This window comes from Spirulina subsalsa PCC 9445 (assembly GCF_000314005.1).
Taxonomy (GTDB): domain Bacteria; phylum Cyanobacteriota; class Cyanobacteriia; order Cyanobacteriales; family Spirulinaceae; genus Spirulina_A; species Spirulina_A subsalsa.
The window spans coordinates 4,975,129-5,001,276 of the sequence record NZ_JH980292.1 but is presented as its reverse complement, the minus strand read 5'-3'; the positions used below and the strand labels follow the sequence as shown (position 1 = coordinate 5,001,276).

At 47.8% G+C, this 26,148-nt stretch carries 26 protein-coding genes; 16 read left to right on the top strand and 10 right to left on the bottom strand.

Annotated elements, in window-relative coordinates; all coding sequences use genetic code 11:
• Positions 1-12: 12 nt before the first annotated feature.
• From SPI9445_RS0122790 to SPI9445_RS26700, 3 genes are all read right to left on the bottom strand, one after another.
• On the bottom strand, positions 13-2,289 hold the full coding sequence (locus SPI9445_RS0122790; RefSeq protein WP_017307111.1) for a GumC family protein: 2,277 nt from the start codon (positions 2,287-2,289) through the stop codon (positions 13-15).
• A gap of 282 nt (positions 2,290-2,571) precedes the next feature.
• Positions 2,572-3,453 (bottom strand): hypothetical protein, encoded by an 882-nt coding sequence (locus tag SPI9445_RS26705; protein ID WP_017307110.1) that lies wholly within the window; start codon positions 3,451-3,453, stop codon positions 2,572-2,574.
• Between the two features lie 248 nt (positions 3,454-3,701).
• Positions 3,702-5,111, bottom strand: coding sequence for a folate/biopterin family MFS transporter (locus tag SPI9445_RS26700; protein WP_017307109.1), 1,410 nt, complete (start codon positions 5,109-5,111; stop codon positions 3,702-3,704).
• Between the two features lie 115 nt (positions 5,112-5,226).
• Between SPI9445_RS26700 and SPI9445_RS0122775 the strand changes: the two genes are divergently transcribed.
• From SPI9445_RS0122775 to SPI9445_RS0122735, 9 genes are all read left to right on the top strand, one after another.
• Entirely contained in the window at positions 5,227-7,179 is a 1,953-nt protein-coding gene (locus SPI9445_RS0122775) for a CHASE2 domain-containing protein (RefSeq protein WP_017307108.1), read from the top strand.
• A 251-nt stretch (positions 7,180-7,430) separates the two neighbouring features.
• Positions 7,431-7,916, top strand: coding sequence for an ATP synthase subunit I (locus tag SPI9445_RS0122770; protein ID WP_237748001.1), 486 nt, complete (start codon positions 7,431-7,433; stop codon positions 7,914-7,916).
• 233 nt (positions 7,917-8,149) lie between these two features.
• Complete coding sequence (gene atpB, locus SPI9445_RS0122765) at positions 8,150-8,911, top strand: F0F1 ATP synthase subunit A (RefSeq protein ID WP_017307106.1); 762 nt, start codon at positions 8,150-8,152, stop codon at positions 8,909-8,911.
• Positions 8,912-9,055: 144 nt separating this feature from the next.
• Positions 9,056-9,301, top strand: coding sequence for an ATP synthase F0 subunit C (gene atpE, locus SPI9445_RS0122760; RefSeq protein WP_017307105.1), 246 nt, complete (start codon positions 9,056-9,058; stop codon positions 9,299-9,301).
• A gap of 109 nt (positions 9,302-9,410) precedes the next feature.
• On the top strand, positions 9,411-9,908 hold the full coding sequence (locus SPI9445_RS0122755; RefSeq protein ID WP_026080029.1) for a F0F1 ATP synthase subunit B': 498 nt from the start codon (positions 9,411-9,413) through the stop codon (positions 9,906-9,908).
• 19 nt (positions 9,909-9,927) lie between these two features.
• Complete coding sequence (locus SPI9445_RS0122750) at positions 9,928-10,452, top strand: F0F1 ATP synthase subunit B (protein ID WP_017307103.1); 525 nt, start codon at positions 9,928-9,930, stop codon at positions 10,450-10,452.
• A 4-nt stretch (positions 10,453-10,456) separates the two neighbouring features.
• On the top strand, positions 10,457-11,008 hold the full coding sequence (gene atpH / locus SPI9445_RS0122745; RefSeq protein ID WP_017307102.1) for an ATP synthase F1 subunit delta: 552 nt from the start codon (positions 10,457-10,459) through the stop codon (positions 11,006-11,008).
• 38 nt (positions 11,009-11,046) lie between these two features.
• Positions 11,047-12,564 (top strand): F0F1 ATP synthase subunit alpha, encoded by a 1,518-nt coding sequence (gene atpA, locus SPI9445_RS0122740; protein WP_017307101.1) that lies wholly within the window; start codon positions 11,047-11,049, stop codon positions 12,562-12,564.
• Between the two features lie 138 nt (positions 12,565-12,702).
• Positions 12,703-13,647, top strand: coding sequence for a F0F1 ATP synthase subunit gamma (locus tag SPI9445_RS0122735; protein WP_017307100.1), 945 nt, complete (start codon positions 12,703-12,705; stop codon positions 13,645-13,647).
• A 132-nt stretch (positions 13,648-13,779) separates the two neighbouring features.
• Here the strand turns inward: SPI9445_RS0122735 and SPI9445_RS0122730 are convergent, their stop codons facing one another.
• Entirely contained in the window at positions 13,780-15,489 is a 1,710-nt protein-coding gene (locus SPI9445_RS0122730; protein ID WP_017307099.1) for a SulP family inorganic anion transporter, read from the bottom strand.
• A gap of 215 nt (positions 15,490-15,704) precedes the next feature.
• Here SPI9445_RS0122730 and SPI9445_RS0122725 point away from each other — a divergent pair, with 215 nt between their 5' ends.
• Positions 15,705-16,655: a FliH/SctL family protein gene (locus SPI9445_RS0122725; RefSeq protein WP_017307098.1), complete on the top strand. Its 951-nt coding sequence runs from the start codon at positions 15,705-15,707 to the stop codon at positions 16,653-16,655.
• A 60-nt stretch (positions 16,656-16,715) separates the two neighbouring features.
• On the opposite strand, the gene SPI9445_RS0122720 is transcribed toward SPI9445_RS0122725, so the two are convergent.
• From SPI9445_RS0122720 to petJ, 4 genes are all read right to left on the bottom strand, one after another.
• The gene (locus tag SPI9445_RS0122720) at positions 16,716-17,315 is read right to left on the bottom strand and encodes a flavodoxin family protein (RefSeq protein WP_033375406.1); all 600 of its coding nucleotides are present in this window, start codon (positions 17,313-17,315) and stop codon (positions 16,716-16,718) included.
• Between the two features lie 78 nt (positions 17,316-17,393).
• Complete coding sequence (locus tag SPI9445_RS0122715) at positions 17,394-18,335, bottom strand: putative 2-dehydropantoate 2-reductase (protein WP_017307096.1); 942 nt, start codon at positions 18,333-18,335, stop codon at positions 17,394-17,396.
• Between the two features lie 37 nt (positions 18,336-18,372).
• A complete protein-coding gene (locus SPI9445_RS30830) occupies positions 18,373-18,546 on the bottom strand; it encodes a hypothetical protein (RefSeq protein ID WP_017307095.1) in 174 nt (57 codons plus the stop codon).
• A gap of 234 nt (positions 18,547-18,780) precedes the next feature.
• Positions 18,781-19,116, bottom strand: coding sequence for a cytochrome c6 PetJ (gene petJ, locus SPI9445_RS0122705; protein ID WP_017307094.1), 336 nt, complete (start codon positions 19,114-19,116; stop codon positions 18,781-18,783).
• A 156-nt stretch (positions 19,117-19,272) separates the two neighbouring features.
• Here petJ and SPI9445_RS0122700 point away from each other — a divergent pair, with 156 nt between their 5' ends.
• The 3 genes from SPI9445_RS0122700 to SPI9445_RS0122690 all read left to right on the top strand — a co-directional run bounded on the left by SPI9445_RS0122700 (position 19,273) and on the right by SPI9445_RS0122690 (position 22,311).
• Complete coding sequence (locus SPI9445_RS0122700; protein WP_017307093.1) at positions 19,273-20,256, top strand: ABC transporter ATP-binding protein; 984 nt, start codon at positions 19,273-19,275, stop codon at positions 20,254-20,256.
• 92 nt (positions 20,257-20,348) lie between these two features.
• Complete coding sequence (locus SPI9445_RS0122695; RefSeq protein WP_017307092.1) at positions 20,349-20,627, top strand: hypothetical protein; 279 nt, start codon at positions 20,349-20,351, stop codon at positions 20,625-20,627.
• 79 nt (positions 20,628-20,706) lie between these two features.
• Complete coding sequence (locus tag SPI9445_RS0122690; protein WP_017307091.1) at positions 20,707-22,311, top strand: ArnT family glycosyltransferase; 1,605 nt, start codon at positions 20,707-20,709, stop codon at positions 22,309-22,311.
• Between the two features lie 52 nt (positions 22,312-22,363).
• Here the strand turns inward: SPI9445_RS0122690 and SPI9445_RS0122685 are convergent, their stop codons facing one another.
• Positions 22,364-23,407, bottom strand: a complete 1,044-nt coding sequence (locus SPI9445_RS0122685) for a threonine aldolase family protein (RefSeq protein WP_017307090.1) — start codon at positions 23,405-23,407, stop codon at positions 22,364-22,366.
• 18 nt (positions 23,408-23,425) lie between these two features.
• On the opposite strand from SPI9445_RS0122685, the gene SPI9445_RS0122680 reads away from it, so the two are divergent.
• Both SPI9445_RS0122680 and psb34 read left to right on the top strand, forming a co-directional pair.
• Complete coding sequence (locus SPI9445_RS0122680; RefSeq protein WP_017307089.1) at positions 23,426-24,001, top strand: 5-formyltetrahydrofolate cyclo-ligase; 576 nt, start codon at positions 23,426-23,428, stop codon at positions 23,999-24,001.
• 91 nt (positions 24,002-24,092) lie between these two features.
• A complete protein-coding gene (psb34, locus tag SPI9445_RS30825; protein WP_017307088.1) occupies positions 24,093-24,263 on the top strand; it encodes a photosystem II assembly protein Psb34 in 171 nt (56 codons plus the stop codon).
• A 71-nt stretch (positions 24,264-24,334) separates the two neighbouring features.
• Here psb34 and SPI9445_RS0122670 read toward each other — a convergent pair whose 3' ends face one another.
• Positions 24,335-25,780: a phosphoglucomutase/phosphomannomutase family protein gene (locus SPI9445_RS0122670; protein WP_017307087.1), complete on the bottom strand. Its 1,446-nt coding sequence runs from the start codon at positions 25,778-25,780 to the stop codon at positions 24,335-24,337.
• On the opposite strand from SPI9445_RS0122670, the gene SPI9445_RS30195 reads away from it, so the two are divergent.
• Positions 25,779-25,991: a hypothetical protein gene (locus SPI9445_RS30195; protein ID WP_071525325.1), complete on the top strand. Its 213-nt coding sequence runs from the start codon at positions 25,779-25,781 to the stop codon at positions 25,989-25,991. The two genes, SPI9445_RS0122670 and SPI9445_RS30195, sit on opposite strands and share 2 nt — an antisense overlap.
• Positions 25,992-26,148 lie beyond the last annotated feature (157 nt).

Sequence of the window (26,148 nt, the reverse complement as noted above, 5' to 3'; positions counted from 1 at the left end):
GAATCTTGCTGTTCATGAGTCTATGGGAGATGCCCCCTCTTCGGTGGCAAAATAACGATGATAGTAATAATAAGAACCGGAACTAAAGTCTTTAGCCCCGTTAGCAATCAGACCGAGTGCCGAGGTTTGGGAGACTTTCAGCCCATCAATCACTTGTTTAAAAATCGCCCGGTCTGTCCAGCCTAACCGAACCACCATCAACATCACATCCGCTTGAGCGGCGAGGAATTTGGCATCGGCTAACCCTAACATGGGGGGCGTGTCAAAAATCACTAAGTCGAAAGATTGACGGAAATAGTCAATGAGCGATCGCATTTTTTGGGAAGAGAGTAATCGGGTGGGATCCGGGGGAATTTGACCCGAGGTTAAAACATACAAATTATCCTCCCCACCAGTCCCCCCATTGTTACTGGGAAACGGTTGAATAATATCCTCCACTTCAATATCCATCGAGATAGCATGGGATAGCCCCCACACATTAGGCAAATCCGTCATCACATGGACTTGAGGGCGACGCAAATCCGCATCCACTAATAACACCCGTTGCCCCATTGCCGCGGCCGCTTGAGCGAGATTAATCGAGGTAGTAGATTTACCTTCAAGTGGAACAGATGAACTTATCACTAAAACCTGTAAGGGTTTGTCCGGGGTAAAAAAAGATAAATTCGCGTTGAGACTGCGGAAAGACTCCAAGAAGGGAGAAGCCCGGTAACGACTGCCCCCCAAACGGGGCAGGGGTCGATCTTTCACCCGGCTATCTTTAATTTCCTTGCGGTAGGGAATAACCCCCAAAATCGGTAAACCCACCGCATCCCGTAAATCTTCCGGGGAGTGAAAGCGCACGTCCAGTTTTTCCGCAATCAGGGCGGCTCCAGCCCCAGCCAACACTCCAGCCACTAAACCAATCGTTAACCCCCGAGGCACATTAGGCGCAATAGGATAAAGGGGGATTTGGGGGGCATTGAGCAGTTCCCAAGAAATCGTCCGTCGGGCGGCTTCAATTTGTAAGTCTTCCTGTACCGAGAGGAAGCGTTTCAGCCCTTCTGTGGCTACATCTAACTCCCGCATTAAGTCCGCATACTGACGGCTGAGGGTGGCGAAATTCTGGACTTGTCGCGTTTGAGCGGCTTCGGCCTGACTCAGTGCCGCTTGTCGCACCGTGAGGACTTGACGACGATTGAGGGTATCAATGAGTTGCTGGGTAGTTTGCGATCGCAACGCATTAGGAGAAGCCGCCAAGTTTTGCCCCCCCCCAGGCATCCCCTGACGACCCAACACCACTTGAGCTTCAGCCTGAAGCAAAGGCAGTAAATTATTGCGCCGATCCTGTAAAACCTGAATATTGGGACTATTCGGCGTAAACCGCGCCGACTCTAAAGCAATTTGACTTTCAATCTCCTGTAATTGACTTAACAAGGCCTGATAGCGCGGAGCCTCACTTAAAGCATTCATCACCAGCGCCTGACCGAGATCCACATTTAACTGTTCTTGCAATTGAGCAATCAGCGATTGAGTTTCTTGTAAATCCCGTTGAGTCATCACAATTTCCTCCCGAATCCCATTCAGACGACCTGCGGCAGCCTGTCCCTGTTCATTCGGGTCTAAAATATTATGTCTCTGGCGGAACTGTTGCACCTCAATTTGTAGATCATTCACCCGCTTTTGCAAAACAGGTAATTGTTCCTCGACAAAATTCAACCCCTTTTGATTCCCAGTTTTCCGTTCCCGTTGGGAATACTCAATAAACCCTTCCGAAACTCGCTCCAACACAAACTGAATCTTTTCCGGGTTAGAGTCTTGATAACTCACCTCCAAAATCTTCGTCGGCCCCACCCGTCCAATACCCAAATTACTCACCAAAGCGTTGTAGTCCATATCCGGGTAACGAGTTTGAATCTCCCCCAAAATCGGATTAATCACCGTCGGACTCACCAACACCTCAATCTGCGTTTCATAGTCAATTTCAGCCGCATACTGTCCAATCAAGCGCTGACTGAATTGGTCGAAACTCTCATCACTGGCAATCGGTTCAATCAACAAGCGGAATTGACTACGATAAAGAGGCACCTCATTGAGAACTCTAAAACCAACCGCACAACTCACCGCCCCACTCACCAGCAACATCACCCACCACCGTCTCCGCAACACAGACAACGCCTGACGCAGGTTTAAGGATTCTTCCTCAGCTTTAGGGGCAAAAGGTGGTTCTAATATCAGCTTGTTCGGCAGGGATTGAGGACTTGGACTGCCGGGTGGTAAGGATGACTGAGGGTTGAGATTAGAAACCATAGGGTAGAGATGCAATGATCAGTGATCAATATGCTGCTATTCTGCCACAATTTTTCGGGACTGTCTGGGAAACCTTACGCTATGTCTGAATCCGCGCTAATGTCGTGAACTGTAGTTCATCAAAGATTTTGGGTCTGAAGCCCCTTCCCTTCCGCTTGTCTCAGGACAAGCATTTCGGGGCGGCTTTTCTCCCTTGAGTTTATCGAGAATGTTGGAGATCAGAACACCAGCACATCCCAATGAAGCGCAAAGAATCACCGCTCCTTTAGGACGGTGAGTATGTCAAGGCATCCACTCCAAAACAATCCCCACACGACTATCTTTTTTCGCCACAGAATTCTGCTTTTGCAAATCCGTTGAGAGGCGTAAATGACGGGTAATAGCATAACCGACGGAAAGGGTGGTAATGCCCACCTCATCGCCACTGCCGGGAGAGACAAAGGTTTGAGTTAAGGACAGATCCGCCGCCCCCGTGCGGGAGGGAATTAACTTTAGTGTGGCTCCCACATTCACCCCATCAGTTTGATAGGCTCCGGTGGTGATGTTCCGATAACCCAAAACCGGGGCAATATTGACCCGACTCCCCAAGGGGAGAACATAGTATCGTAAATCTCCCCCCCAAGTCCTGCGTTGGTCGCCAGTCAAGGAATCACCCTTAAAAGTCCCTTGATACTCAGCACTAACAGTTAACCCGGTTTTCCCTAAAAACACATCCTCCACCCCAATATTCCAGCCACTGTGATGACGGGTCGAGGGAAACTGACTATAACCTAGACGGACACGGGTTTTAAAACTAGGATCATGGCGGATGTCGTGGAGGACATCGGGAATTTCTTCAGACCATCGTTGCAAAACGGGACTTTCTTCTAAAATCTCCGGCTCAATGTCCAAGGGGGTGGACGGGGGTTCAGAAGCCTGTGTGATCCACTGTTTTGATGCGTTTCCAAGGGTTTGGAGGGGGGGAGATGAAGGATTACCCAAAACGGGGTCAACGGCTCCGAAAATGACGCTCAAAAGGGCAAGCACGCCCCCGGCTTTGAGTTTTTGACTCAATGGCCGACGGTAGACTTTCACCGTTTCGCCAAACAGAACAAGCTGTTGGGTGCTTGGGTTCAATGTCCGCTTATCGGTTCTGATGATTTGGGTGGGCTTCTTGACTTTCATAATCTTCCTCCGAGAAACCCCATCCCCTTGTGGGTGGGTTTGTTGCCGGCCTAATTGTAGTCTATTGACATTCTCCCACACTGAATCAACGAGTAGGGAGCAGGGGAGCAGGGGAGAGGCAATCTCCCGACTCCTGACGCTTATTGCTTCGTACCTTCCTAGGTCACGCTACGCGTTTGCTACGCAATGACATTACTCCCAATTCCCTATTACCTATTCCCGACACCCGATACCGGATTCCCCACCTCTTACTGTTCACGACTCACGGATAATAATTGCCGCTCAGACTCCCTCTCCGTGGGTGACACTTGCGATTCCTCCTCTTGCGGGAACAATTGCGCCACGGGATCCTCATCTTCCCCCGGCAACCAGCCCAAAAACGGCAAGGGTAACAACGTTGAAAGATTGGTTAACACCACCAACAGCCAAAGCTGCTCAAAATTCGTCTCCGTCACCCCTAACCATTGAGTTAATAACGCGCCCAACTCATGGGACAATAACCCCGCTAAATTCCAAATCGACATTAATAGAGCAAATAACGTCGCTTCAATCCCCGGAGGACATAAACGCGCCGAAAGCACCAACACAGGCATAAAGGCAATCTGTCCCATCACCGTCAAAATCAAACTATCCCCTAAACTAAACCAATGATCATCAATTCCTAACGCTCGATTGGTATGAGTCACCAACAATAACGTCGTCATTCCCAAAGCAGAGGCTAACACCGTAGTCCAGCCCAAAATCACCCGAAAGGGAACCGCCTTAAAAAACCGTTGGTATAGCCAAATCCCCAACAAGGCCGCCAAACTCGTCACTAAGCGCACCCGTCCGAGAAATTCCGGTTGAAAGCCTAAATCATTGGTCACAAAAAAGAAAAACGCCGATTCACTGCTGGGGGTGGCTTGCCAGAGAAAGACAAACAACGTCGGCAACCAGATAGCCTTTTGTTTCATCGCTTGCCAGACTTGTTTAATCTGAGTGCCAATCACTGGCCGTTTAGCGTCCAAACTGGGCAACAGAGGGGTTTCCACAATCCACCCCGCCACCCCACAGACAATCAAGGGAAAAGCCGCCGTAATCCAAAATACGGTTTGAGTATTAAACTGTTGCAATAGCCAACCACTGAGATAGGCTGTAATTAACCCCCCCAGTGCTGATACAGCCCAAGTCAGGGATTGTAAAGACCCCGATTGTGCCATAGATTCCCCCCGTACTCGTTCCACTACAATTGAGTCGGCAATAACATCACTAATAGCAATGGAGATTGAAGATAATAAAATGGCAAGAGTGGCGGTCCAAGCATCTTGGACCAAAGTGGCTAGGGCGACCCAAGCTAATGTTCCTAAAATACCGGACAGGACTAAATAGGAACGGCGACGATAGCCAAATAAGGGCAAACCGTCCGATAAAAAGCCAAACAGGGGTTTAACCACCCAAGGCAGGGCGGCAACTCCCAACAGAGCTCCCACTTGAGCGGGGGAAAGATGTAATTCATCCTTGAGAAAGAAACTCACCGCCAAGCGCGAGAGTCCTAAAATCCCTTGGACAAAATAAACCGTTAAGATGGCCAGTAACTCCGGAGTGGGTTCATTGCCAAAGAAGAGTTTCTCGGTGAGGAAGGTTTTCAGAGATCGAGAAGGGGGGTCGGCACTAATCATGAATATTTCTAAACTTTTATGAACTTTCATTATAGCGATCGCCTAGAACGTTGTGGGTAGGCGGCAACAGCAAGGTAACAGCACAGGACAAGCCAGTATGGAAACGAAATTGTCAATGCTCTCCCGGTTAGCGCAACAGATCGAGTATTCTGTCCCCGACCTCACCGGACTTAAAATTGTCACCCTCACTGTCCTCAGTGTTAGTCTCACCCTGCTAGGAGTCCGGGAAACCGGATATCTGAACGCCCCGGAACAAGCCCTTTATGATCAGATGGTGCGCTGGGGTCCCGTCCAAGAGCCAGATCCCCATTTACTGATCATTACCATCACCGAGCAAGACTTACGGAATCAGGAAAAATGGCCCTTTGCCGATCAACTCATTGCTCGTCTTTTACAACGTCTACAAGGTTATAATCCCCGTGCCATTGGTTTAGACTTATATCGTGACTTTCCCCTTGAACCGGGTCATCAGGCCCTGAATCAAGAACTACAACGCCCTAACGTCATCACCATCCGTAATATTGATGATTTAGCCGGAACACCCGCCCCTCGGTCCTCTCCCCCCGACCAAGTGGGGTTTAATAACATTCCCGTTGATCAAGATAATGTCGTGCGTCGCAATCTACTGTTTGCCGAAACTCTAGAAGGTGATGTCTTATTTTCCTTTACCCTACGTCTTGCCCTCCTCTACTTGGCCCCAGAAGGCATTCAACCCCAAAACAGCCCCCTTTATCCCGACTATCTCCAACTGGGGGAAGCGGTCTTAAAGCCCTTAGAACCCAATTCTGGGGGCTATCACAAGCTAGATGATGGGGGCTATCAAATTTTGCTCACCTATCGCTCCCCCCAAACTGTAGCGCGAGAAATCTCCTTTACAGAAGCCCTTTCCGGTTCCCTTGACCCCCAATGGGTCGAGGATAAAGTGGTGTTAATTGGCTCCGCTGCCCCCAGTTTACAAGATCGTTTTTTCACGCCCTATAGTCCCACCTTGACTGGGGATACCAAAATGCCGGGGGTGGTGATTCATGGGCATATGGTGAGTCAAATTGTTGATGCCGCCCTGGGAATTCGTCCCTTGTTTCAATTTTGGTCAGATCCCCTCGAAATCGCTTGGTTATTGGCTTGGTCTACGGTGGGGGGGGTGATTGGGTGGCATTTTCGGCATCCGTTGGCGATCGCACTCAGTCTGATCATCAGTGGTCTAGTCCTCATGGGAACTGGCTTTGGCGGCTTTCTCCTCGCTTGGTGGATTCCCCTAGCTACCCCCGCTTTCGGCTTAATCCTCACCCTCGCTCTGGTCATTACCTACCAATCCTATGATGATCACCGACGGCAAAAAATCGTGATGAAACTCCTCGGGCAAAACACCTCCCCCGAAATTGCCGAAGCCCTTTGGCGGGGGCGAGATCATCTGCTCAAAGCCGGAAAACTACCGGGAATTCGTCTCACCGCAACCATGCTTTTTTTAGACATTAAAGGCTTTAGCACCATTTCTGAAAAAATGTCCCCCGAAGAACTATTAGAATGGCTCAATGAGTTGCTAGGGGACATCACCCATGAAGTGTTAGCCAAACAAGGTATTGTCAACAAATTTACTGGAGATGGCGTGATGGCCGTCTTTGGTGTTCCCATGACCCGCACCCACCACACAGAAATCGCCCTCGATGCACAACGGGCTGTTGCCTGTGCCTTAGAAATTAGCCAACTCCTAGACCGTTTTAATCACTGGGGCAGACAGAAGAATCTCCCCCAGATTCAAATGCGTATCGGCATCTTCACCGGCCCCGTTGTGGTGGGGTCTTTGGGGGGGAAAGACCGTTTGGAGTACGGGGTTTTGGGGGATAGTGTGAACACGGCCGCCCGTCTGGAAAGTTGCGAGAAAGAGCGTCAGCCCACCGACTGCCGAATTTTAATCGCGGCCGAAACGTTAGCCTATTTAGACAACCGCTTTGAGGTGGAATCTTGGGGCTTTTTGGCTTTGAAGGGGAAAGAGCAAATGGTGGAAGTCTATCGGGTCAAGGGGAACAGGGAACAGGGGGAGCAGGGGAGCAGGGGAGAGGGGGAATAGTGGCTAGTGAATCGCCAAAACTCTTGACTATCTAACGCACCCTACTGCTGAGTTGAAGTTTCTAGCTCTTGTCGTGTCATCAGCCAACCTGCCAGAGGGAGATTCCTCAATTGACCTCTCCTCTGTTCCCTACTCCCTGTCCCAACAACTGTTCACATTTATTTAACAACGTCCCCCCCCGTGATAATATTGCAGATGGCTCGGTTTTATCTGGAACGTAAATCTAGAGAACATCTGTCGTATAAAAACCCGTGAACTCTCCTGAACCCTCACTAAAACCTACCTCTTCCGTGGAGGACACTTCCACCGAAGCATCCACCCACGAGAACTCAACCCACGAGAACTCGACCCACGAGAACTTGACGGCTTCTGCCGGAGATTCAATGGAGGAGTATTACAAGCTGCAAAACGCCTTGTATCTTGTGACATTAGGGTTAACGGCCTTTATTTTTGTTTGCGTTTGGATAGCTTACAGCCTCAACACAGGACTGAATTATTTAATTGGGGCTTGTGTGGGCGTGGTGTATCTCCGAATGTTGGCTAAAGACGTAGAGAAAATTGGGGGACAGAAACGCAAGTTAGGGATAAACCGCTTGGCTCCGGTTATCGGAGTTTTGTTAGTGGCTACACAACTGGATCAATTCCAGATTGTCCCGATCTTCCTCGGATTTATGACCTACAAAGCCGCCATTGTTGTCTATGTGCTGCAAACTACCCTCTTGCCAGCACAGCGATAAATCCCGTACAGAAAGCCTCGTTTTCGCCAAAGTCCGCGTCGTGAGCGCCGTTTTTCCGGGATGTAAATAAAGGAAACAGTGTTCCCCTCCGGGGTCAACACCTAGAGAATTAGGCTAACCCCTAATTATTGGGTGAGCGTTTTTCTGCTGATAGTCAGCCGAAAGCGCGACCGGATTGATGCTGTTTTGCTGTTGTCTTAAGTTTACTGAAGTTCTGGGGAAAAACTCACCGCATGGAAATTCTAGATGGTTTGAGCCTATTCAATACCTTCCCCCTAGCTGAATTAGAAGTCGGCAAGCACTTTTATTGGGAAATTGGGAATTTCCAATTACACGGGCAAGTCTTCCTAACTTCTTGGTTTGTCATTGCCCTGTTAATTGTCGCCGCCCTTGCTGGAACCCGTAATATCCAAGTGCAAACGGCTCCGAAGGGCTTCCAAAACCTGATGGAATACGCCTTAGAATTCATTCAGGATCTGGCCAAAAATCAAATCGGTGAAAAAGAATATCGACCTTGGGTGCCATTTATTGGTACTTTGTTCTTGTTCATCTTTGTTTCTAACTGGTCAGGGGCGTTAGTGCCTTGGAAGCTTGTTGAAATTCCTGGAGGCGAGTTAGCGGCTCCAACCAACGATATTAATACAACCGTTGCTTTGGCACTGCTTACGTCTTTAGCATATTTCTACGCTGGTTTTAGTAAGCGTGGGCTGGGCTACTTGAAAAAGTATATTGAACCCACCCCCATCTTGCTACCCATCAATATCTTGGAAGATTTTACCAAACCTCTTTCCCTAAGCTTCCGTCTATTCGGTAACATTTTGGCCGATGAATTGGTCGTGGCGGTGTTAGTGTTCTTGGTGCCGTTGATTGTTCCTTTACCTGTGATGGTGTTGGGACTGTTTACGAGTGCGATTCAGGCGCTAATTTTCGCCACCCTCGCTGGTGCGTATATCGGGGAAGCGATTGAAGGTCATGGTGGGGAAGAACACCACTAGCCGGGTTGTCTGGTTAGTTGGTTGATCAATCAGTTGAGCAATCAGTTGAGCAAAAACACCCATTTTTAAACAGCCAATTCGTGAGAGTCTGGCTGGTTGCATAGAAACAACAATTCAAACATTGAGTCAAAGGAAGGAAAGATTATGAATCCGACAATTGCTGCCGCCTCCGTGATTGCTGCTGCTTTAGCGATTGGTTTAGCGGCTATTGGGCCTGGAATTGGTCAAGGGAATGCAGCCGGACAAGCGGTAGAAGGGATTGCTCGTCAACCCGAAGCTGAAGGCAAAATTCGCGGTACCCTGTTGTTGAGCTTGGCTTTCATGGAAGCACTGACCATTTATGGTTTGGTGGTTGCTCTGGTGTTATTGTTCGCCAACCCCTTTGCTTAATTCATCCGCTCGACGGGGTTAAGGCTTCGTCAAACCTAAAAAAAGTAGAGGCGTAGTGAACTACGTCTCTACCCCAAATTCGGAACGTTAAGCTATAGGTTTGATCAAAATGATGCACTGGACAGTTTTATTGGCTACAGAAGTGGCTGAAACTGTAGCTGAAGAAGGCGGGGGATTGTTTGATTTTGATGCCACCCTGCCCTTGATGGCCATTCAATTCGTGGTTTTAGTGGCAGTCCTAAATGTCCTATTTTATAAGCCTTTAGGGAAGGCACTGGATGAGCGGGAGGAGTTTATCCGCACTAAACAGCAAACGGCACGCGATCGCCTAGCCCAAGCCCAAGAACTGGCGCAGAAGTATGAGCAGGAATTGGTGGATGTTCGCCGCCAGTCTCAAGATATTATTGCCTCAGCCCAAAGCGAAGCGCAAAAAATTGTAGCGGGCAAGGTGCAAGAAGCACAGCAACAAGTCCAGCAGCAGCGAGAAGCGACTGCTCGCGAGATTGAACAGCAAAAAGCGGAAGCCTTTGCCTCGTTAGAAGGACAAGTAGATGCTCTGTCACGCCAGATTCTAGAAAAACTCCTAGGGCCGGAATTAGTCAGATAACAGGATTGAGAGAAGGAGCATGGGCATAGTTTTTTATTTAGCCACGGAAGGAGCAGAGCGTGGCTTTGGTCTGAATTTCGATATTCTAGAGACCAATCTCTTTAACTTAGTCATTATCATTGCGGTTCTGTTTTATTTTGGACGGCAATTTTTGGGGACGATTCTTTCCCAACGCCAAGCCAGAATTAGTGAAGCCATTCAAGAGGCAGAACAACGGGTGACAACGGCGGCGACCCAATTGGCGGAAGCCCAGCAAAATCTCGCCCAAGCGCAAGATGAAGCGAAGAAAATTCGAGCCAATGCCGAAGCAACGGCCGGGCGTTTAAAAACGGAAATTTTAGCCAAAGGTGAGGCGGAAATTGCCCGGATTCGCGAGACGGCAGCGGCCGACTTGAGTACAGAACAGGATCGGGCGATCGCAGAATTGCGTCAACGAGTGGCAACGCTTGCTTTGGCCAAGGTTGAAGCCCACCTCAAAGATCATCTGGATGATTCCATCCAAGGTGAGTTGATTGACCGTTCTATTGCTCGCATCGGAGGGTAACGCCATGAATAGCACATTGTTGAGCAGTGAAATCGCTGAACCCTACGCTCAGGCGTTGATGGCTCTTGCCCAATCCAAGAGTTTAACCAATGAGTTTGGTGAGGATTTACGCTCCCTAGAGGGTCTATTAGAGGCCTCCCCGGAGTTGCGGTTTTTTATCAGTAGTCCGGTAGTCCAAGAGGGAGATAAAAAAGCCATTCTGCGGCGGATCATGGGCGATCGCACCAGCCCCTACTTAATGAACTTCCTAATGCTGCTGGTGGACAAGCGGCGCGTTGTGTTTTTAGAGCCGATTGTGGCTCAATACTTGACCTTGTTGCGCAAGTTGAACAACGTCGTACTCGCCGAAGTTACCTCAGCCCGAGGACTCAGTGATGGGCAAATCCGCTCGGTGATTGACCGGGTGAGAGGGATGACCCAAGCCCGGGATGTGGAAGTGAAAACCCAAATCGACCCCGATATTTTAGGGGGCGTGATTATCAAAGTGGGTTCTCAGATTATTGATGCCAGTCTGCGCGGACAACTGCGGCGTATTGGCATGACTTTGAATGCCTAGTGACAACCCCTTGTAAAACACAGTCAATATAGAGAAACATGGTTAGCATTAGACCAGACGAAATTAGCAACATTATTCGCCAGCAGATTGAATCCTACGACCAAGATGTTCAAGTGTCCAACGTAGGAACCGTTCTCCAAGTGGGGGATGGGATTGCCCGGATTTATGGCTTAGAAAAAGTCATGGCTGGGGAATTTGTGGAGTTTGAAGATGGCACCGTGGGCATCGCGTTGAACTTGGAAGAGGACAACGTGGGGGCTGTATTAATGGGGGATGGCTTCGGGATTCAAGAAGGCAGTACCGTTAAAGCCACCGGAAAAATTGCCCAAATTCCTGTCGGTGACGCGATGGTTGGCCGGGTGGTGGATGCTCTCGCTCGTCCTATTGATGGCAAAGGAGACATCGCCGCCACTGACAGCCGTTTAATTGAATCCGGCGCACCGGGGATTGTGGAACGTCGTTCGGTTTATGAGCCGATGCAAACTGGGATTACGGCTATTGATGCCATGATTCCTGTGGGTCGGGGTCAACGGGAGTTAATCATCGGCGACCGTCAAACCGGGAAAACAGCTATTGCGATTGATACTATCCTCAACCAAAAAGAAGAGGATGTGGTCTGTGTTTATGTAGCGATTGGTCAAAAAGCCTCCACTGTGGCGCAGGTGATTGGTGCGCTGGAAGAGCGGGGGGCTTTGGATTACACCGTGATTGTGGCAGCCAACGCCAGTGACCCGGCGACTCTGCAATATCTGGCACCTTATACCGGAGCGGCGATCGCAGAATATTTCATGTATCAAGGGAAAGCTACCTTGGTGATTTATGATGACTTGTCCAAACAAGCCCAAGCTTATCGCCAGATGTCCCTGTTACTCCGTCGTCCCCCCGGTCGGGAAGCTTACCCCGGTGATGTGTTCTATCTCCACTCTCGTCTGTTAGAACGGGCGGCGAAACTCAGTGATGACCTGGGCGGTGGTAGCATGACGGCTCTACCCATCATTGAAACCCAAGCTGGGGACGTTTCCGCTTACATTCCCACGAACGTAATTTCTATTACCGACGGTCAGATTTTCTTATCCTCCGACCTGTTCAACTCCGGTTTACGTCCAGCCATCAACGCCGGGATTTCTGTATCCCGGGTGGGATCGGCGGCGCAAATTAAGGCCATGAAACAGGTGGCCGGGAAGCTGAAATTAGAACTGGCGCAGTTCGACGAGTTGGAAGCGTTCTCTCAATTTGCCTCGGATTTAGACGCAGCCACCCAAGCTCAATTAGCACGGGGTCAACGTCTGCGGGAACTGCTCAAACAGCCCCAATATTCTCCCTTAGCGGTTTATGAACAGGTGGCGCTGGTGTATGCCGGGATTAACGGCTACATGGATGATGTTCCGGTGGCTCAAGTGACTCGCTTTACCCAAGGTTTCCGCGACTACATCAAGAACAATAAAGCTGAGTTCGTTGAGATCATCAAGTCTGAGAAGAAACTCACGGATGCGGCAGAAACTATGCTGAAAGAGGCGATCGCTGAATTTAAGCAAGCCTTTTTAGTGTCCGCTTAATGGCCGTTCTCGTTCCCTAGGTGAGCGAACAGAGGAGAGGGAGGGAAGGATGAGAAAGTCTCTAGATCAGGTTTAGGGCTTGAAACTCCCCCATCCCTCTCCTAATGCCTACTCAACTCTGCATTCTCAACTACTGTCATGCCTAATCTAAAAGCTATTCGCGATCGCATTCAGTCGGTCAAAAATACTCGTAAAATCACCGAAGCCATGCGCTTGGTAGCCGCCGCTAAAGTGCGCCGCGCCCAAGAACAAGTTACGGCGACTCGTCCCTTTGCCGACTGTTTAGCCCAAGTTCTCTATGGACTGCAAAACCGTCTGCGGTTTGAAGATGTAGACCTGCCCCTGCTGAAAGAGCGGGAGGTGGAAACCGTCGCCATTTTAGTCATTTCTGGCGATCGCGGTTTGTGTGGGGGCTACAATAACAACGTGATCAAACGGGCGGAAACCCGGGTGAAGGAATTACAAGCTGAAGGCGTAAAACATCAATTAATTTTAGTGGGACGTAAAGCCACTCAATACTTTGAGCGTCGGGAAGCCCCCATCAGCCAAACCTACACCGGATTAAACCAAATCCCCTCCGCCGCCGAAGCCTCGAAAATTGCCGATTATTTACTCTCCCTCTTCCTCTCGGAAACGGTGGATCGGGTTGAATTGATCTACACTAAATTCGTGTCCTTGATCAGTTCTCGTCCGGTGGTGCAAACCCTCTTACCCTTATCTCCCCAAGGGTTAGAAGTGAGAGATGATGAAATTTTCCGACTCACCACCAAAGGCGGAGAGTTCAGCGTTGAGCGGGAAACCGTCGCCTCTGAAGTGAAAGCCCTGCCCAAAGATATGCTCTTTGAACAGGATCCCGTTCAGATTTTAGATGCACTGTTGCCCCTGTATTTGAATAACCAGTTATTGCGGGCTTTACAAGAATCCTCGGCCAGTGAGTTAGCGGCACGGATGACGGCGATGAACAACGCCAGCGACAACGCCAGTGAGTTAATGAAAACCCTCACCTTGTCTTATAACAAAGCGCGTCAAGCGGCGATTACTCAGGAATTGCTGGAAGTGGTGGCTGGGGCGAACGCGCTGTAGTCTGAACCATCAACGGGTTTGATCCCGGATTCGGAGTAGGGTGGAAGTTTCCACCCTATTTTTACTTGGGTTTTCGGGCTTGTGACATCCTCCCGACACCGACCGTACAGTGCGGCGCTTCCCGACGATGAGCTAAACCAATACCTCGGGACAAATATATTCAAAAGCAGATTGTAACGCTTGAGAACGGTTGGTGATTTGATGGATTTGGGGGAGAGGAAGAGGAGAAGCCCCGACCTCTTTTTTGGCTTTACGCGGTTTGGTGAGTTTATTTAACTCTAGTTGTTCAATGCGGTTCTGCACTTGTCCGGGATTAGTCACTATCCACACTTGACGATGATTGGCGATCGCATCTTGAACAATGGATTCAATGGCTAAAGCCGCTGTTACCCCAATGGTGGGGACTTCGCTTAAATCCAAGACTAAAGCCCGATACTGCTTGACGTGCGTCATCCGTCGGGTAATACTCTTAGCGGCACCGAAACTCATCGGCCCGCCTAACTGCACCAAGAGAATGTCCCCTTTACCTTGGGTGAGGAGTTCCTGTTCCCTTGGAGTCAAGTTGTGGTTTTGGGTAGTGGGATCGGTAATGGCTTGAATGCGATCGCTTTGGACATCCGTGAGGCGTTTAATCGTCAGTGTATCCGCCACAAATGCCCCCACTAAAACGGCTGTGATTAAGTCCACAAAAACCGTTAAAAATAGCACTAAATACATAATACCCGTCCCCTTGAGAGAAAGACGCGGGGAGCGTTTGATAAAGCCCCAGTCTAAAATCTCAATCCCGACCTTGAGCAACAATCCAGCCAACACCGCTAGGGGAATTTGTGCCGTTAACGGCCCCGCTTGCAAGACCACGATCAGAAGAACGAAAGCATGTATCATGCCCGAGAGGGGCGTTTTTCCCCCAGATTGCACATTAACCACCGTGCGCATGGTTGCCCCAGCCCCCGGTAAACCGCCAAATAGACCGGATAATAGATTCCCAATCCCTTGACCGATTAACTCTCGATCCGAATCGTGTTGCGTGCGAGAAATACTATCCGCCACCAAAGAGGTTAACAAGGAGTCAATCGCCCCTAACACTGCCAACATGAGAGCATAACGGAACATATCCGTTAATTCATTGAGGCTAAAAGTAGGGAAACGTGGAGTTGGCAAACCTCTAGGAATTGGACCAATGCGGTCTAGGGGAACATCACTAAAAAAGACCACCGAGACGATGGTCACGACAATTAAAGCGACTAAAGGGGCGGGGAGAATCTTATTAAACCGTCGAGGCATACCATACACTATGACTAAAGTCAATCCCCCTAAGCCCAAAGCCACCCAGTTAGGGTTAGCTAAGTAGTTGGGTAGTTGTTCTAAAGTATTGACCACCCCCCCAGGTCCGGTATGACCCAACAGGGGTGGGATTTGTAACAACACGATAATCACCCCAATCCCCGACATAAAGCCGGAAATCACCGTATAGGGGATGAGGGTAATATACTGTCCGAGACGCATCACCCCGAAGAGGATTTGTAACACACCTCCCAACATGATAACCGTAAAGGTCATGGCGAGTCCGGTGTCTGGGTGTCGGGCGACGAGGGTAGCAATTACCGTTGCGACCACTACCGTCATGGGGCCAGTGGGGCCAGAAACTTGGGTGGGTGTTCCCCCGCAGAGGGCGGCGAAAAAGCCAACAATCATGGCCCCATAGAGTCCGGCGATCGCACCAGCCCCAGAAGCCACCCCGAAAGCCAGCGCCAATGGCAACGCAACGATAGCGGCCGTCACCCCCCCAAAGAGGTCGCCACGCCAATGGCGAAAATGAATATTGTTTATTGGGTTAAACACAGTATTTTGAGTTTTTTCTTAGAAGTCATCAGACCATTAGTTAAAATTTTCTAACGTTTTGGTGCTTTTTCGTAGATCCACAGTCCCCTAGATTCGGAGTCCATTCAAAATGGGACTCCTTTGTAAGTCGATTTTTCCCCCATTGGGACAACTTTGGTTTTGGGCAGTCCTAGAGGATACAATAAGCCCAAACCCCTCCATCCCCAGCCCAACCTGTGACCCGTTTCCCTCACGACGACTTCGCCAAAAACTACTTAACCGAACTCCTCTCCCCCCTCGGAGAAGTCCAGACCGAACACCCCCTTTCCTCAGAAATCCGTTATATCGATGTTTGGTTTATTCCCCGGACTGCCACCACTGCCCACCATCTGGGTCTATTGGGGCGTTTAGTCAACCATTCGGCTTTATTTGAACCCTTCCGCAATCCCGTTACCCGACAAAACATCCGCAGTTGTGTCAATAAACTGTTCACCCTTCAGGAAGGACTCTTACGAGAAAATCGTTCTTGGCCAGAAAACGAACTGCCTTATCTTTGGATACTAACCCCCACAGCGTCCAGTGCCATCCTAGAAGATTGTGCCGCCCTAGGGGAGGAAAATGGGATATCGGGGATTTATCAATTGCCCTTCATCCTGCACACAGGAATCATTGTCATTCATCAGTTACCTGTGACCCCAGAAACCCTCTGGTTAAGGATATTAGGCAAGGGAAGAGTGCAACAACAAGCCATAGAGGAATTACAGAGGATGCCATCAGACCATCCTCATCGAGAAAATACTTTAGAATTGGTGTATAACCTGTTAGCCCAGTTAGAAATGCGTAGGGCGCAAGAGCAACCGCTAGAAACAGAGGAGGAGGAACTAATTATGCAGTTATCACCCATCTATTTACAACGATTGGAAGAAGCGACTCAACGAGGGGTTGAACAGGGTCTAGCACAAGGCTTAGAACAAGGCCTAGAACAAGGTCTAGAACAGGGTCTAGAACAAGGAACTCAACAAGAACGACGAGCAACAGCAGAGAGCTTATTACAGACCCGTTTTAACTCTATTGACCCTCAACTAAGAACCATTATTGACTCCATCATCTCCCTCCCCTCTCAAAAATTTATCCCTTTGCTTTTAACCTTATCCCGGGAGGAATTACTCGAACGATTTGGTTCTTAAACAAGGTCGATTTTTTCCCGATTAGGACAACTTTGGTTTTGGGCAGTACTAACAATTGAATTAACCGCTTAATCGATGGGCTAACCTTCTGGCATGACGCAGGGTTTGCCCGGACAATTCTGTTTTTTGATTCACCACACCCCCCACTCGTAACACACCTACCGGACGCGCTTTAAGCATGGTTGCTAATCGTTTTAACCCATCAATTGCCCCCAGGAAAAACCGAGCCAGTAACGCAGGACAACCACTCGCAGAGACGAGAATCGCTTTTTTCGTCGGTTTCTGGTGTCGCGTTTTGGGACCCTCTCCCCAAGGCCAATACCCATAACAAACACAGCGCTCTAAAAATAACCGCGTAATGGCCGTAACGTTACCAAAATTCACAGGAGATCCTAACACAAACCCATCCGCTTGATCCAGTTCATCCAGTATACTCTCCATGTCATCTTTTAACACACATTTTCCCCGTTCTGGCCCCGGTTGTTGTAAACAAGAGCGGCAGTTTGTACAGAATTCTAAGTGGTAATCGGTTAAATAAATCTTATGAGTTTCTGCCCCTTGTTTTGCCGCTTCATCCAAGATTTCTGTCACCAAGGAATCAATAACACCGTGTTTGCGATAACTACCAATAATACCAACAATTTTCTGAGGGGTGTTCATGGCTTTAACTCTCATGGGTTCACCATCCCCAATCTAACAAATCTGTGGGGACAATGACCGCTCAAGATTTGTGAAGTTTTAAGAATTTAAATTACGATAATCTAAGAATTGTAATTGTTGATAAAGCATGGCGATTTTTGGTAAATCTACTCCATGCTGACGACTCATTCTCAAAGGATTGCCTAAAATGGCTTCTAATTCTAAAGGACGTTGATGATCAAAATCCAGTTTCATACTGGTTAGATAGGGCTGCATTTTGACAGTATGATCTAACATCATTTCCACAAAACTATCTGTTACCTCTCGATGACAACTTCTCGCCCCCTGTTGCACTTCTCGCATAATTTTTTCTGCTAATTCCCGAGTAGCAGTATGGTTCATGATTTCATCGGGTTTTGCGTCTAAAATGACCGATAAACTGTTATAGGGAATATTCCAGACTAATTTTTCCCAACGACTTTGTAAGAGGTCTTCTCCGAGTAGAATTTCTACTTTTGCCTCAGTGAAGTCCGCACAAATTTGTTCTAGAGTCGGGGTAATACCACAGGGTTCATAGTGGGGGGCATATTGGGCAAGTTTAATGGCTTGATAGTCTAAATGGCGAATGTGACCGGGTGCAATTCTGTTACAACAAATAAAGGCGAGTCCTGCTAGAAGAATGTTCTCTGGAATCAAGGGCTGAATTTGTTCTTCAAAACCTAAGCCATTTTGCAGGAGAATTACAACGGTTTTGGGGTGAATAACTTGGGGTAAAATAGCCGTTAAACACTGGTTTTGTGTGCTTTTTAGGGCAATAATTACCACATCACAGGGGGGAATTTCTGGGGGGTGACGATAGGCGTTGACTTGGGGTAAGGTAAAGTCACCATAGATGGATTCTATGATTAAGCCTTGTTGTTGGATGGTTTCATAATCACTACGGACGAGAAAATGCACGGGAAAACCAGCCTGTTGTAAACAAGCGCCATAATAGCCACCGATTGCCCCGGTTCCGATGATTGCATAGCTACGTTTTGCCATAAATTAAGCCTGAAAATCATATAAACTATCCATGATATCAAATAGCCAAAAGAAGGCAGTTCAGGGTAGTGCTTAAATTTTGGGATAAATCAATGGGGGCGGGAATCATTTCTCCACGCATATCTAAAAATTGGACTAGGATTAAGTAAATCACGGCTAAAAAGATGGAAATTGCTCCGGTAATAATGGCTAAAATTTTACCTCGATCCATAGTTTTTAAGGGGAATTAAGATAAGATGGGGCAAGCATTGCGCTCTCTTGATAATGTATCATGGTTTGAGGAAAGTGGGCGGGGAATAGCCCGAAGTCATGGCGAGACTTTACTGATTACTGATCACGGATAGCAATTGTTTCTTCGGGTAGCTAGTATCATGGTTCAGGCAAAAAAAGACAGGGGGTTCCCTGTCTTGTGAATCCTAACGACACTTGTAGAAAATCGGGGAAGTTACCAGCCTTTTTCGGCTTGTGCTAAAACGTAGGCGGCGACATCTTCAATTTGTTGTTCGTTGAGTTTGCCGAGGAAGGCAGGCATTGCCGCTTTACCTTTGGTGATTTGGGTTTTAATGGCTTCTAAGGATAACATCCCATATTTTTCGAGATCGGATTTTTGCAGGGTTTTGGCGGGATTGACGACGTTTTTTCCTCCAAGGTGACAAGCGGCACAGTTGGCCTGGAAGAGGCCTGCACCGTTGGCGGGATTGCCTTGGGCGAGGGCAGGATGGGCAAAGGATAAGGTGGTGATGGCCAATAATAGGACAATCACCCAACGGAATGTTCTCATGGAATGGATCTCCTCTCAATACAGCTATGGTTGAGCATTAGAGGTCATTGTTGAGAGTTGGTTAGGGTTTTGTCAAAAGACAACTGGTCGAAGTTGGGAATTTTGGGCGCAAGGGTGCATTATGTTAAGGGTGAGTGTTGTCGATGTGAGCGAACAATGGATGTTTTAGTTGAGGATGCGATCGCCGAAAATCCACCCAATGAACCGATGGCGGCTGTCCAGACGTGGGAGTTAAGCAAGGTTTATCGCAGTGGATTTTGGCTGAATCAGAAAGTCCCCTCGTTACAAAACTTAACCCTACGGGTAGAACAGGGGGAAACTTTTGGTTTGTTGGGGCCGAATGGGGCAGGGAAAACGACGCTGTTAAAGATTCTCTTGGGGATTGTACGACGGACTGGGGGAAGGGCGAGGGTGTTGGGGAAACCGATTGGCGATCGCACCGTCAAAGAACAAATTGGCTATTTACCCGAAAACCCCTACTTTTACGACTATCTCACCGGATGGGAATTTCTGCGCTTTACTGGGGATTTATTCAACATCCCCCTAGAAGAACAAAAGCAACGCATCCCCGAATTATTGGATATGGTAGGGTTAGCCCAAAGCACCGCCCGCAAGAAAGAATTACGGCAATATTCCAAAGGGATGTTACAACGGATTGGATTAGCCCAAGCCCTAATCAATGACCCGGATTTAATCTTTTTAGACGAACCCATGTCCGGTTTAGATCCTACCGGACGTTATCGCATCCGAGAAATTATTCTCGCCTTAAAAGCCCAACAGAAAACCATCTTTTTCAACTCCCATATTTTGGCCGACGTTGAGCAGATTTGCGATCGCGTCGCCATTCTCGCCCAAGGGGAACTCCTCTGCATCGGTACCCTTGACGAACTCCTCGGACGTTCCCCCCACTATACTGTAAGCGGCATCGGCGGCAATCTAGACATCCTCAAACGCTGGGTTAGCCCCTTAGAATACAACGAAACCGGATGGCAAGGCCAACTGCAAGGCAATCCGCAAGAATTCCTCGCCACCTTAAAACTCATGGATGCCCAACTGATCACCATGACCCTCCTACAAAATACCCTAGAAAGCTATTTCCTCGACCAACTCCAACAACGGGGCATTGATACCAGTCGCTGACAACTAGCCACAGGGGAAGTCCAGATGAGATAATCACCCCTTCCCCTGCTAGTCTAATGGTTGATCTTACCTCTCCGGTTTAGTCCCCCTCTATGGTTTCCTTTAATTTGCGTGATCCTCAATATCGTCTGGCCTTACAACACCGCATTGAAATGCAGCGCCAGTCTAGTCTTGCCACTTGGATTGAACCCGAATTATTAGAAGCTGCCCGGGTGATTTATTACACCTACTATCAAGTCCATAAAAATGTGCCTTGGGTGCCGTTAGGAGTCGTCATTAATGCCCGCAATCGTCGCGGAACATTAGTCTTTCATTTCAAACCCGCCCTACTCCCCAGAGAACGTTTTATTCCCCTAGAAGAAATTGTTTGAAATGCAAAATAATAATTGCTAGACTATTCAACAGGGGGATCAAATATCCCCTATGCAGGAACTAGGGAGATAGAGACAATTGCCACAATCATTACATTCTGATTCACAACTAGAACCTAAAAATAAGTTTAAAACCTACAGTAATCTTTTTCTCAGCACCGTCTCAGTTTTGATTCTTGGTTCTTTTCTGACCTTGCTCATCTCTCGAACATTGAGTCAAGTGATCGTGGATCATGTAGAGGGACAAATTGGGAGTCTTTCTTGGTTGTTTTTTGACCAAAATTATCCCCTCTATCATGGGTTTGATAATACGGAACGATATACCATTGTTTACGGACCATTACTGTATATAATCACAGGAGCATTTTTGAAAATACTCGGCCCTAGTATCTGGGCGCTGAAATTACCCACCACTTTAGCCTTGGGGGGAAGCTTCATCTTGATCTTCGCTGTAATTCAAAAAATCCACAACCGCAAACTAGCCTTGTGGATTACAGCTTATACAAGCGTGATTCTTCTGTGTTTCGGGACAATTTATGGTCATATTTTCTTCTTTATCCGTTCCGATTCCATCATTTTATTATTTACCTGCCTAGCACTATGGGGAGTTCTCCAGAATCATCGGATTTATTCCAGTATTTTATTGTCCCTCTGTTTCGGCATTGTCTTCAACCTCAAAATAACGGCGGTTTTGTATTTTTTACCCCTGTATTGGCTATTCTTAACTCAACAAGGACTCACCATCAGTTTAATTTCAGGCTTCGCCGGAATTATTATCGGTTTCCTGCCATTTCTCCATCCCCAAATTTCTTGGACGAATTATTTCCAATGGCTCACCGTGACGACAAATCATGGATTTTATGCCAATTTATTTTTCGATAATATCAGAACAACAATTTATTTATTCTTGCCAATCCTTATTTTAGGAACAAGTCTATTTATACACAACAAAAAACTGTTTCATCAAACCCTCAAAGACATTCAATATTATCTTTATTTCTTGTTGTTTAGTACCGCAGGAACGATTGTAATTGCCTCGAAAGGAGGGGCAGGTAGTCATCATTTAATACCCTTGATTCCGGCGATTCTTTATCCTTTTTTATTGTTGTTAAAGAAACACAATCCCTTTGATGTTAAAAAATTATGGAGCGAAGGCGAATCTATTTTTACTCAGCCTATTACGTTCCTAATTTTTTGCTTTGCACTTATTTTAATTTCTTTGAATAATGCCGGGGTAAAAGCCGTATTACTTGACCGATTTTATCGGTTTGATATCTCACTCATTACAGGAGATATTGAATTAATTTTAGAGACGTATCCTGACCAAACTATTGAAATGGGATACACCACAGATGAACAGTATTTTTTGACAAATTACCGATTTTTGTTACCCTTTCAAGGCAATCCCATTTTAATTGATGGTGCGGCTTTAATGGATATGCAAACAAATGGATTTGAGATTCCTAATAGCACCATAGAAGCCTTAGCCTCCTGTCGGACGCAAATTTGGTTAATTCCGAAAGATTGGGAACAAGAAACTCAGCCTTTTCTCCAACTCAACTACTATCCCCCCCATGCCCTATTATTTAGTCCAGAGTTCCGTCAAACATTTTTACAATCCTATGAACCTCGTATCGATAGTGAGTTTTTCCATCTCTGGTTTTGCAAAGATGAATTAGAATAAAGCATTGTATCTTTAACTGTGGATTGAATGATCGGGAGTCTACCGGAAAAGGTTAAAGCGAGATGATAGCAGATTTTATATCGGCAACCAATTCATCAATCCGTTTTCGAGTTGTTGCCCAACTACACATTAAACGAATGCCCCCCACGCCGATAAAATTATAGAACAACCAACCTTTCTCGCGTAGTGCCTGAATCAGTCCTTCTGGCATCTCGACAAATACCCCATTAACTTCTGTGGGAAACATTAATGTTAACTCAGGAATAGCGGCTAATTGTGAGGCTAAATAAGCGGCGCACTCATTGGCATGACGGGCATTTTTAAGCCATGTGTCCCGATTTAATAATCCTAACCAAGGAGCAGCAATAAAGCGCATTTTCGAGGCTAATTGTCCCGCTTGTTTACACCGATAAGCAAAATCTTCCGCCAATGTTCTATCAAAAAATATTACAGATTCTCCCATTGCCATCCCGTTTTTTGTGCCGCTAAAACATAAAACATCTACCCCAGAACGCCAAGTGATTTCGGCTGGACTTTTGCCGAGTGAGACGACGGCATTGGCAAATCTTGCCCCGTCCATGTGAATTTTTAACTGATATTGATCGGCAACGGCTTTAATGGCTTGTAGTTCTTCAATTTGATAGACTGTTCCCACTTCTGTAGCTTGGGTTAAACTAATGACTTTGGGTTTAGGAAAGTGAATATCCTGCCGTTTGGTGACAATTTTGGCAATGCCTTCTGGGGTTAATTTGCCGTTTTCTCCCGAACTTAATAATAGCTTAGAACCGTTAGAAAAAAATTCTGGCGCGCCGCATTCGTCGGTTTCTATGTGAGCGACTTCGTGGGCAATCACACTATGATAGGATTGACATAAAGCGGCCAAAGCTAAGGAATTAGCAGCTGTTCCATTAAAGACAAAAAACACTTCACAATCAATCTCAAAGAGTTCTCGAAAGGCATTAGCGGCTTTTTCTGTCCATTGATCATTCCCGTAGGCAGGAGAACTCCCTTGATTAGCACTCATTAAAGCGTCTAATACTTCGGGACACATCCCGGAGTAATTATCACTAGCAAATTGTTCTAATTGTTCTAACATCTGGAAAGTTAAAATATAGTGTCTGATTTAAAATCTACCCTACGTCGTCAACTTTTAGACCAACGCAAAGCACTCTCCCCGGAAGTGTGGCGAGAAAAAAGCGATCGCCTTTGTGAACATCTCCTCACGTCTCCCCCCTTTCAACAGGCTACAACGGTTTTAAGTTATTGCAGTTTTCGCCAAGAACCGGATTTAACTGTATTGTGGCAACAATCAGAAAAACAATGGGGACTACCTCGATGTGTCGGTAAATCTTTAATCTGGCATCGCTGGCAGCCCTCAGAAGCCCTCGTTCAGGGGAAATATGGCATTTTTGAACCTCGCCCCGATTCAACGCGCTTATGGGGGGAAGAGGTGGATTTAATTCTTGTTCCGGCTGTGGGATGCGATCGCCTTGGCTACCGTTTAGGCTACGGGGGAGGCTTCTATGATCGACTCCTCGCCCATCCCCCCTGGTGCAATATTCCCACCATCGGCATTATTTTCCACTTCGCCCTCTCCCCCCAACTCCCCCGAGACAGTTGGGATCGTCCCCTTCAGTTTATCTGTACTGAACAAACATTCCTCTCTTGCTGTGATGAGCATCACGATTAAAAGCTTGTCAAGTCACAGCAACAATTCTTTACATTACGTTACATTAAGTAACAACAAAGGAAATACAGCACACCCAAACGGAGGTACGCGAATGTACACCACAATCAGCCCCGAAGGACAACTCAACAACTACGCCAGCGAACCTAAAATGTATTATGCTCAGTACCCCAATCAAGCGCAGCAAAAACGCTACGTGCGTCAAGGGGCCTTAGCACTTCTCCTCGTCACCAGCTTAATCCTGATGGCTTTTGCGGTTAGCTAACCCTTAACCCGATTGCCGAGAACTCCCCATCCCACAAGTGGGATGGGGAGTTTAGGGGCTAATTCTTGAAATTAGCCGACAGAATCAGCCCAATCCTTAGCCCAGTCTAAGGTTTTCTTCACATCCAGGAGTGTGGGCGCTTCACAATAGAGGCGTAAAACGGGTTCAGTGCCACTAAAACGAATCAGTAACCAACTGCCATCCTCTAAGCGGAACTTATAGCCATCAATTGCTAAACAATTTGTGACCGCTTTTCCTAGGATAGTTTGGGGGGTTTCCGTTTCCAGTTTCTCCAGTAACTTCCCTCGGATTTCCATACTGGCTAAATGGACATCAACCCGATCGTAGCTGAAGTTAAAGCCCGTTTTAGCTTGAAGTTCCCCATAAAGGGTGCTGAGGTCTTTCCCCGACTGAACGATGGCTTCTAGGACGTATAATGCCGAAAGCAGAGCATCCCGTTCCGGGATGTGAGTCCCATAACCAATCCCTCCCGATTCTTCGCCTCCAATTAGGACGTTTTGGCTTAACATTCGTTCGGCAATGTATTTATAACCAATGGGGGTTTCATAGAGGGGGATCTGATAGAAGTCAGCGACGCGGGGGATGAGATCAGAACCGCTCACAGTTTTAATAATCTCTCCGGTGAACTGTTTGCGTTCTGCTAGATGTTCAATCAGGATGGGGATGAGAATTTGGGAACTGAGAAAGTTTCCTTGTCCATCAACGGCGGCAATGCGATCGCTATCTCCATCAAACACAAACCCCACCCGCAAGGTATCTCCCCCCGTTTTCGCCGCTTCCCGAATTGTGCGGAACAAATCGGCTAAATACTTGGGCAGGGGCTCCGGTGCGCCCCCCCCAAACAGAGGATCCCGTTCACCATTTAGCTCATGAATATCTAGCCCTAACAGCCGTTTAAACCCCGTCGCCGCCGCCCCGTGCATCACATCGGCGAAAACTTCGATTTTCCCCCCACGAATCGCCCCTTGAATCTCAGCAATATTGACTTTCGTCTGCAATTCTTGACAATAACTCACCCAAGGATCAAACATCGTCAGGGTACCGGGGGGGCGATTAAATGAGTTTTCTTGTTCTAATAGAGCTTCAATTTGTTGGGTAATCTCCCCCGTGACAGATCCCCCGAAAGCCCCTTTCACTTTTAACCCTAGATACCCCGCCGGATTGTGACTGGCGGTAATCACCAGTGCCCCTAAAGCGGAGCGGGCATGGGCTTCCCAAGATAGGGCAGGAGTGGGGGAAAAGGTATCCGCTAAGAGGACATCAAACCCAGCATTTTGAACGGCTTCGGCGGTAGCTTGGGCGAAATTCTCAGCCATGAAGCGGCGGTCATACCCCACAATAATCAAATTATTCTGGGAGACGTGGGCATAATTGCGGGCGAGGACTTGAGCCGCGAGGGGGGCAACTTGCACGAGGCGCTCAAAGGTAAAGTCGGCGGCAATCAAACCGCGCCAGCCATCAGTGCCAAATTTGATCGGATTTATGGTAACAGGCATGAATATTTTTTTGACAGAAACCCTTAGTCTGAATCTTAGCGCTGTTCCCAAACCAGTTCACGTAATCTCGACTAGGGAATGGGAGTCGGGGAATAGGGAACGGGGAACGGGGAACAGGGAGTCAGGAGTCGGGAATCGCAAATCGGGAATCGGTGTAGGGGCGCAATGCTTGCGCCCTAGGGAATCGGGTGTCGGGAGTCGGAATAAGTAATAGGGAATAGGGAATAGGGAGTAGGACGAATAAACATCTCCCCCTCTCCCCCCGTTCCCCGTTCCCTAAAATAAAAGAGTTTTGGCTATTCACTAGCCACTATTCCCCCTCTCCCTGCCCCCCTGCCCCCCTGCTCCCCACACCCGCCCAGTGATAA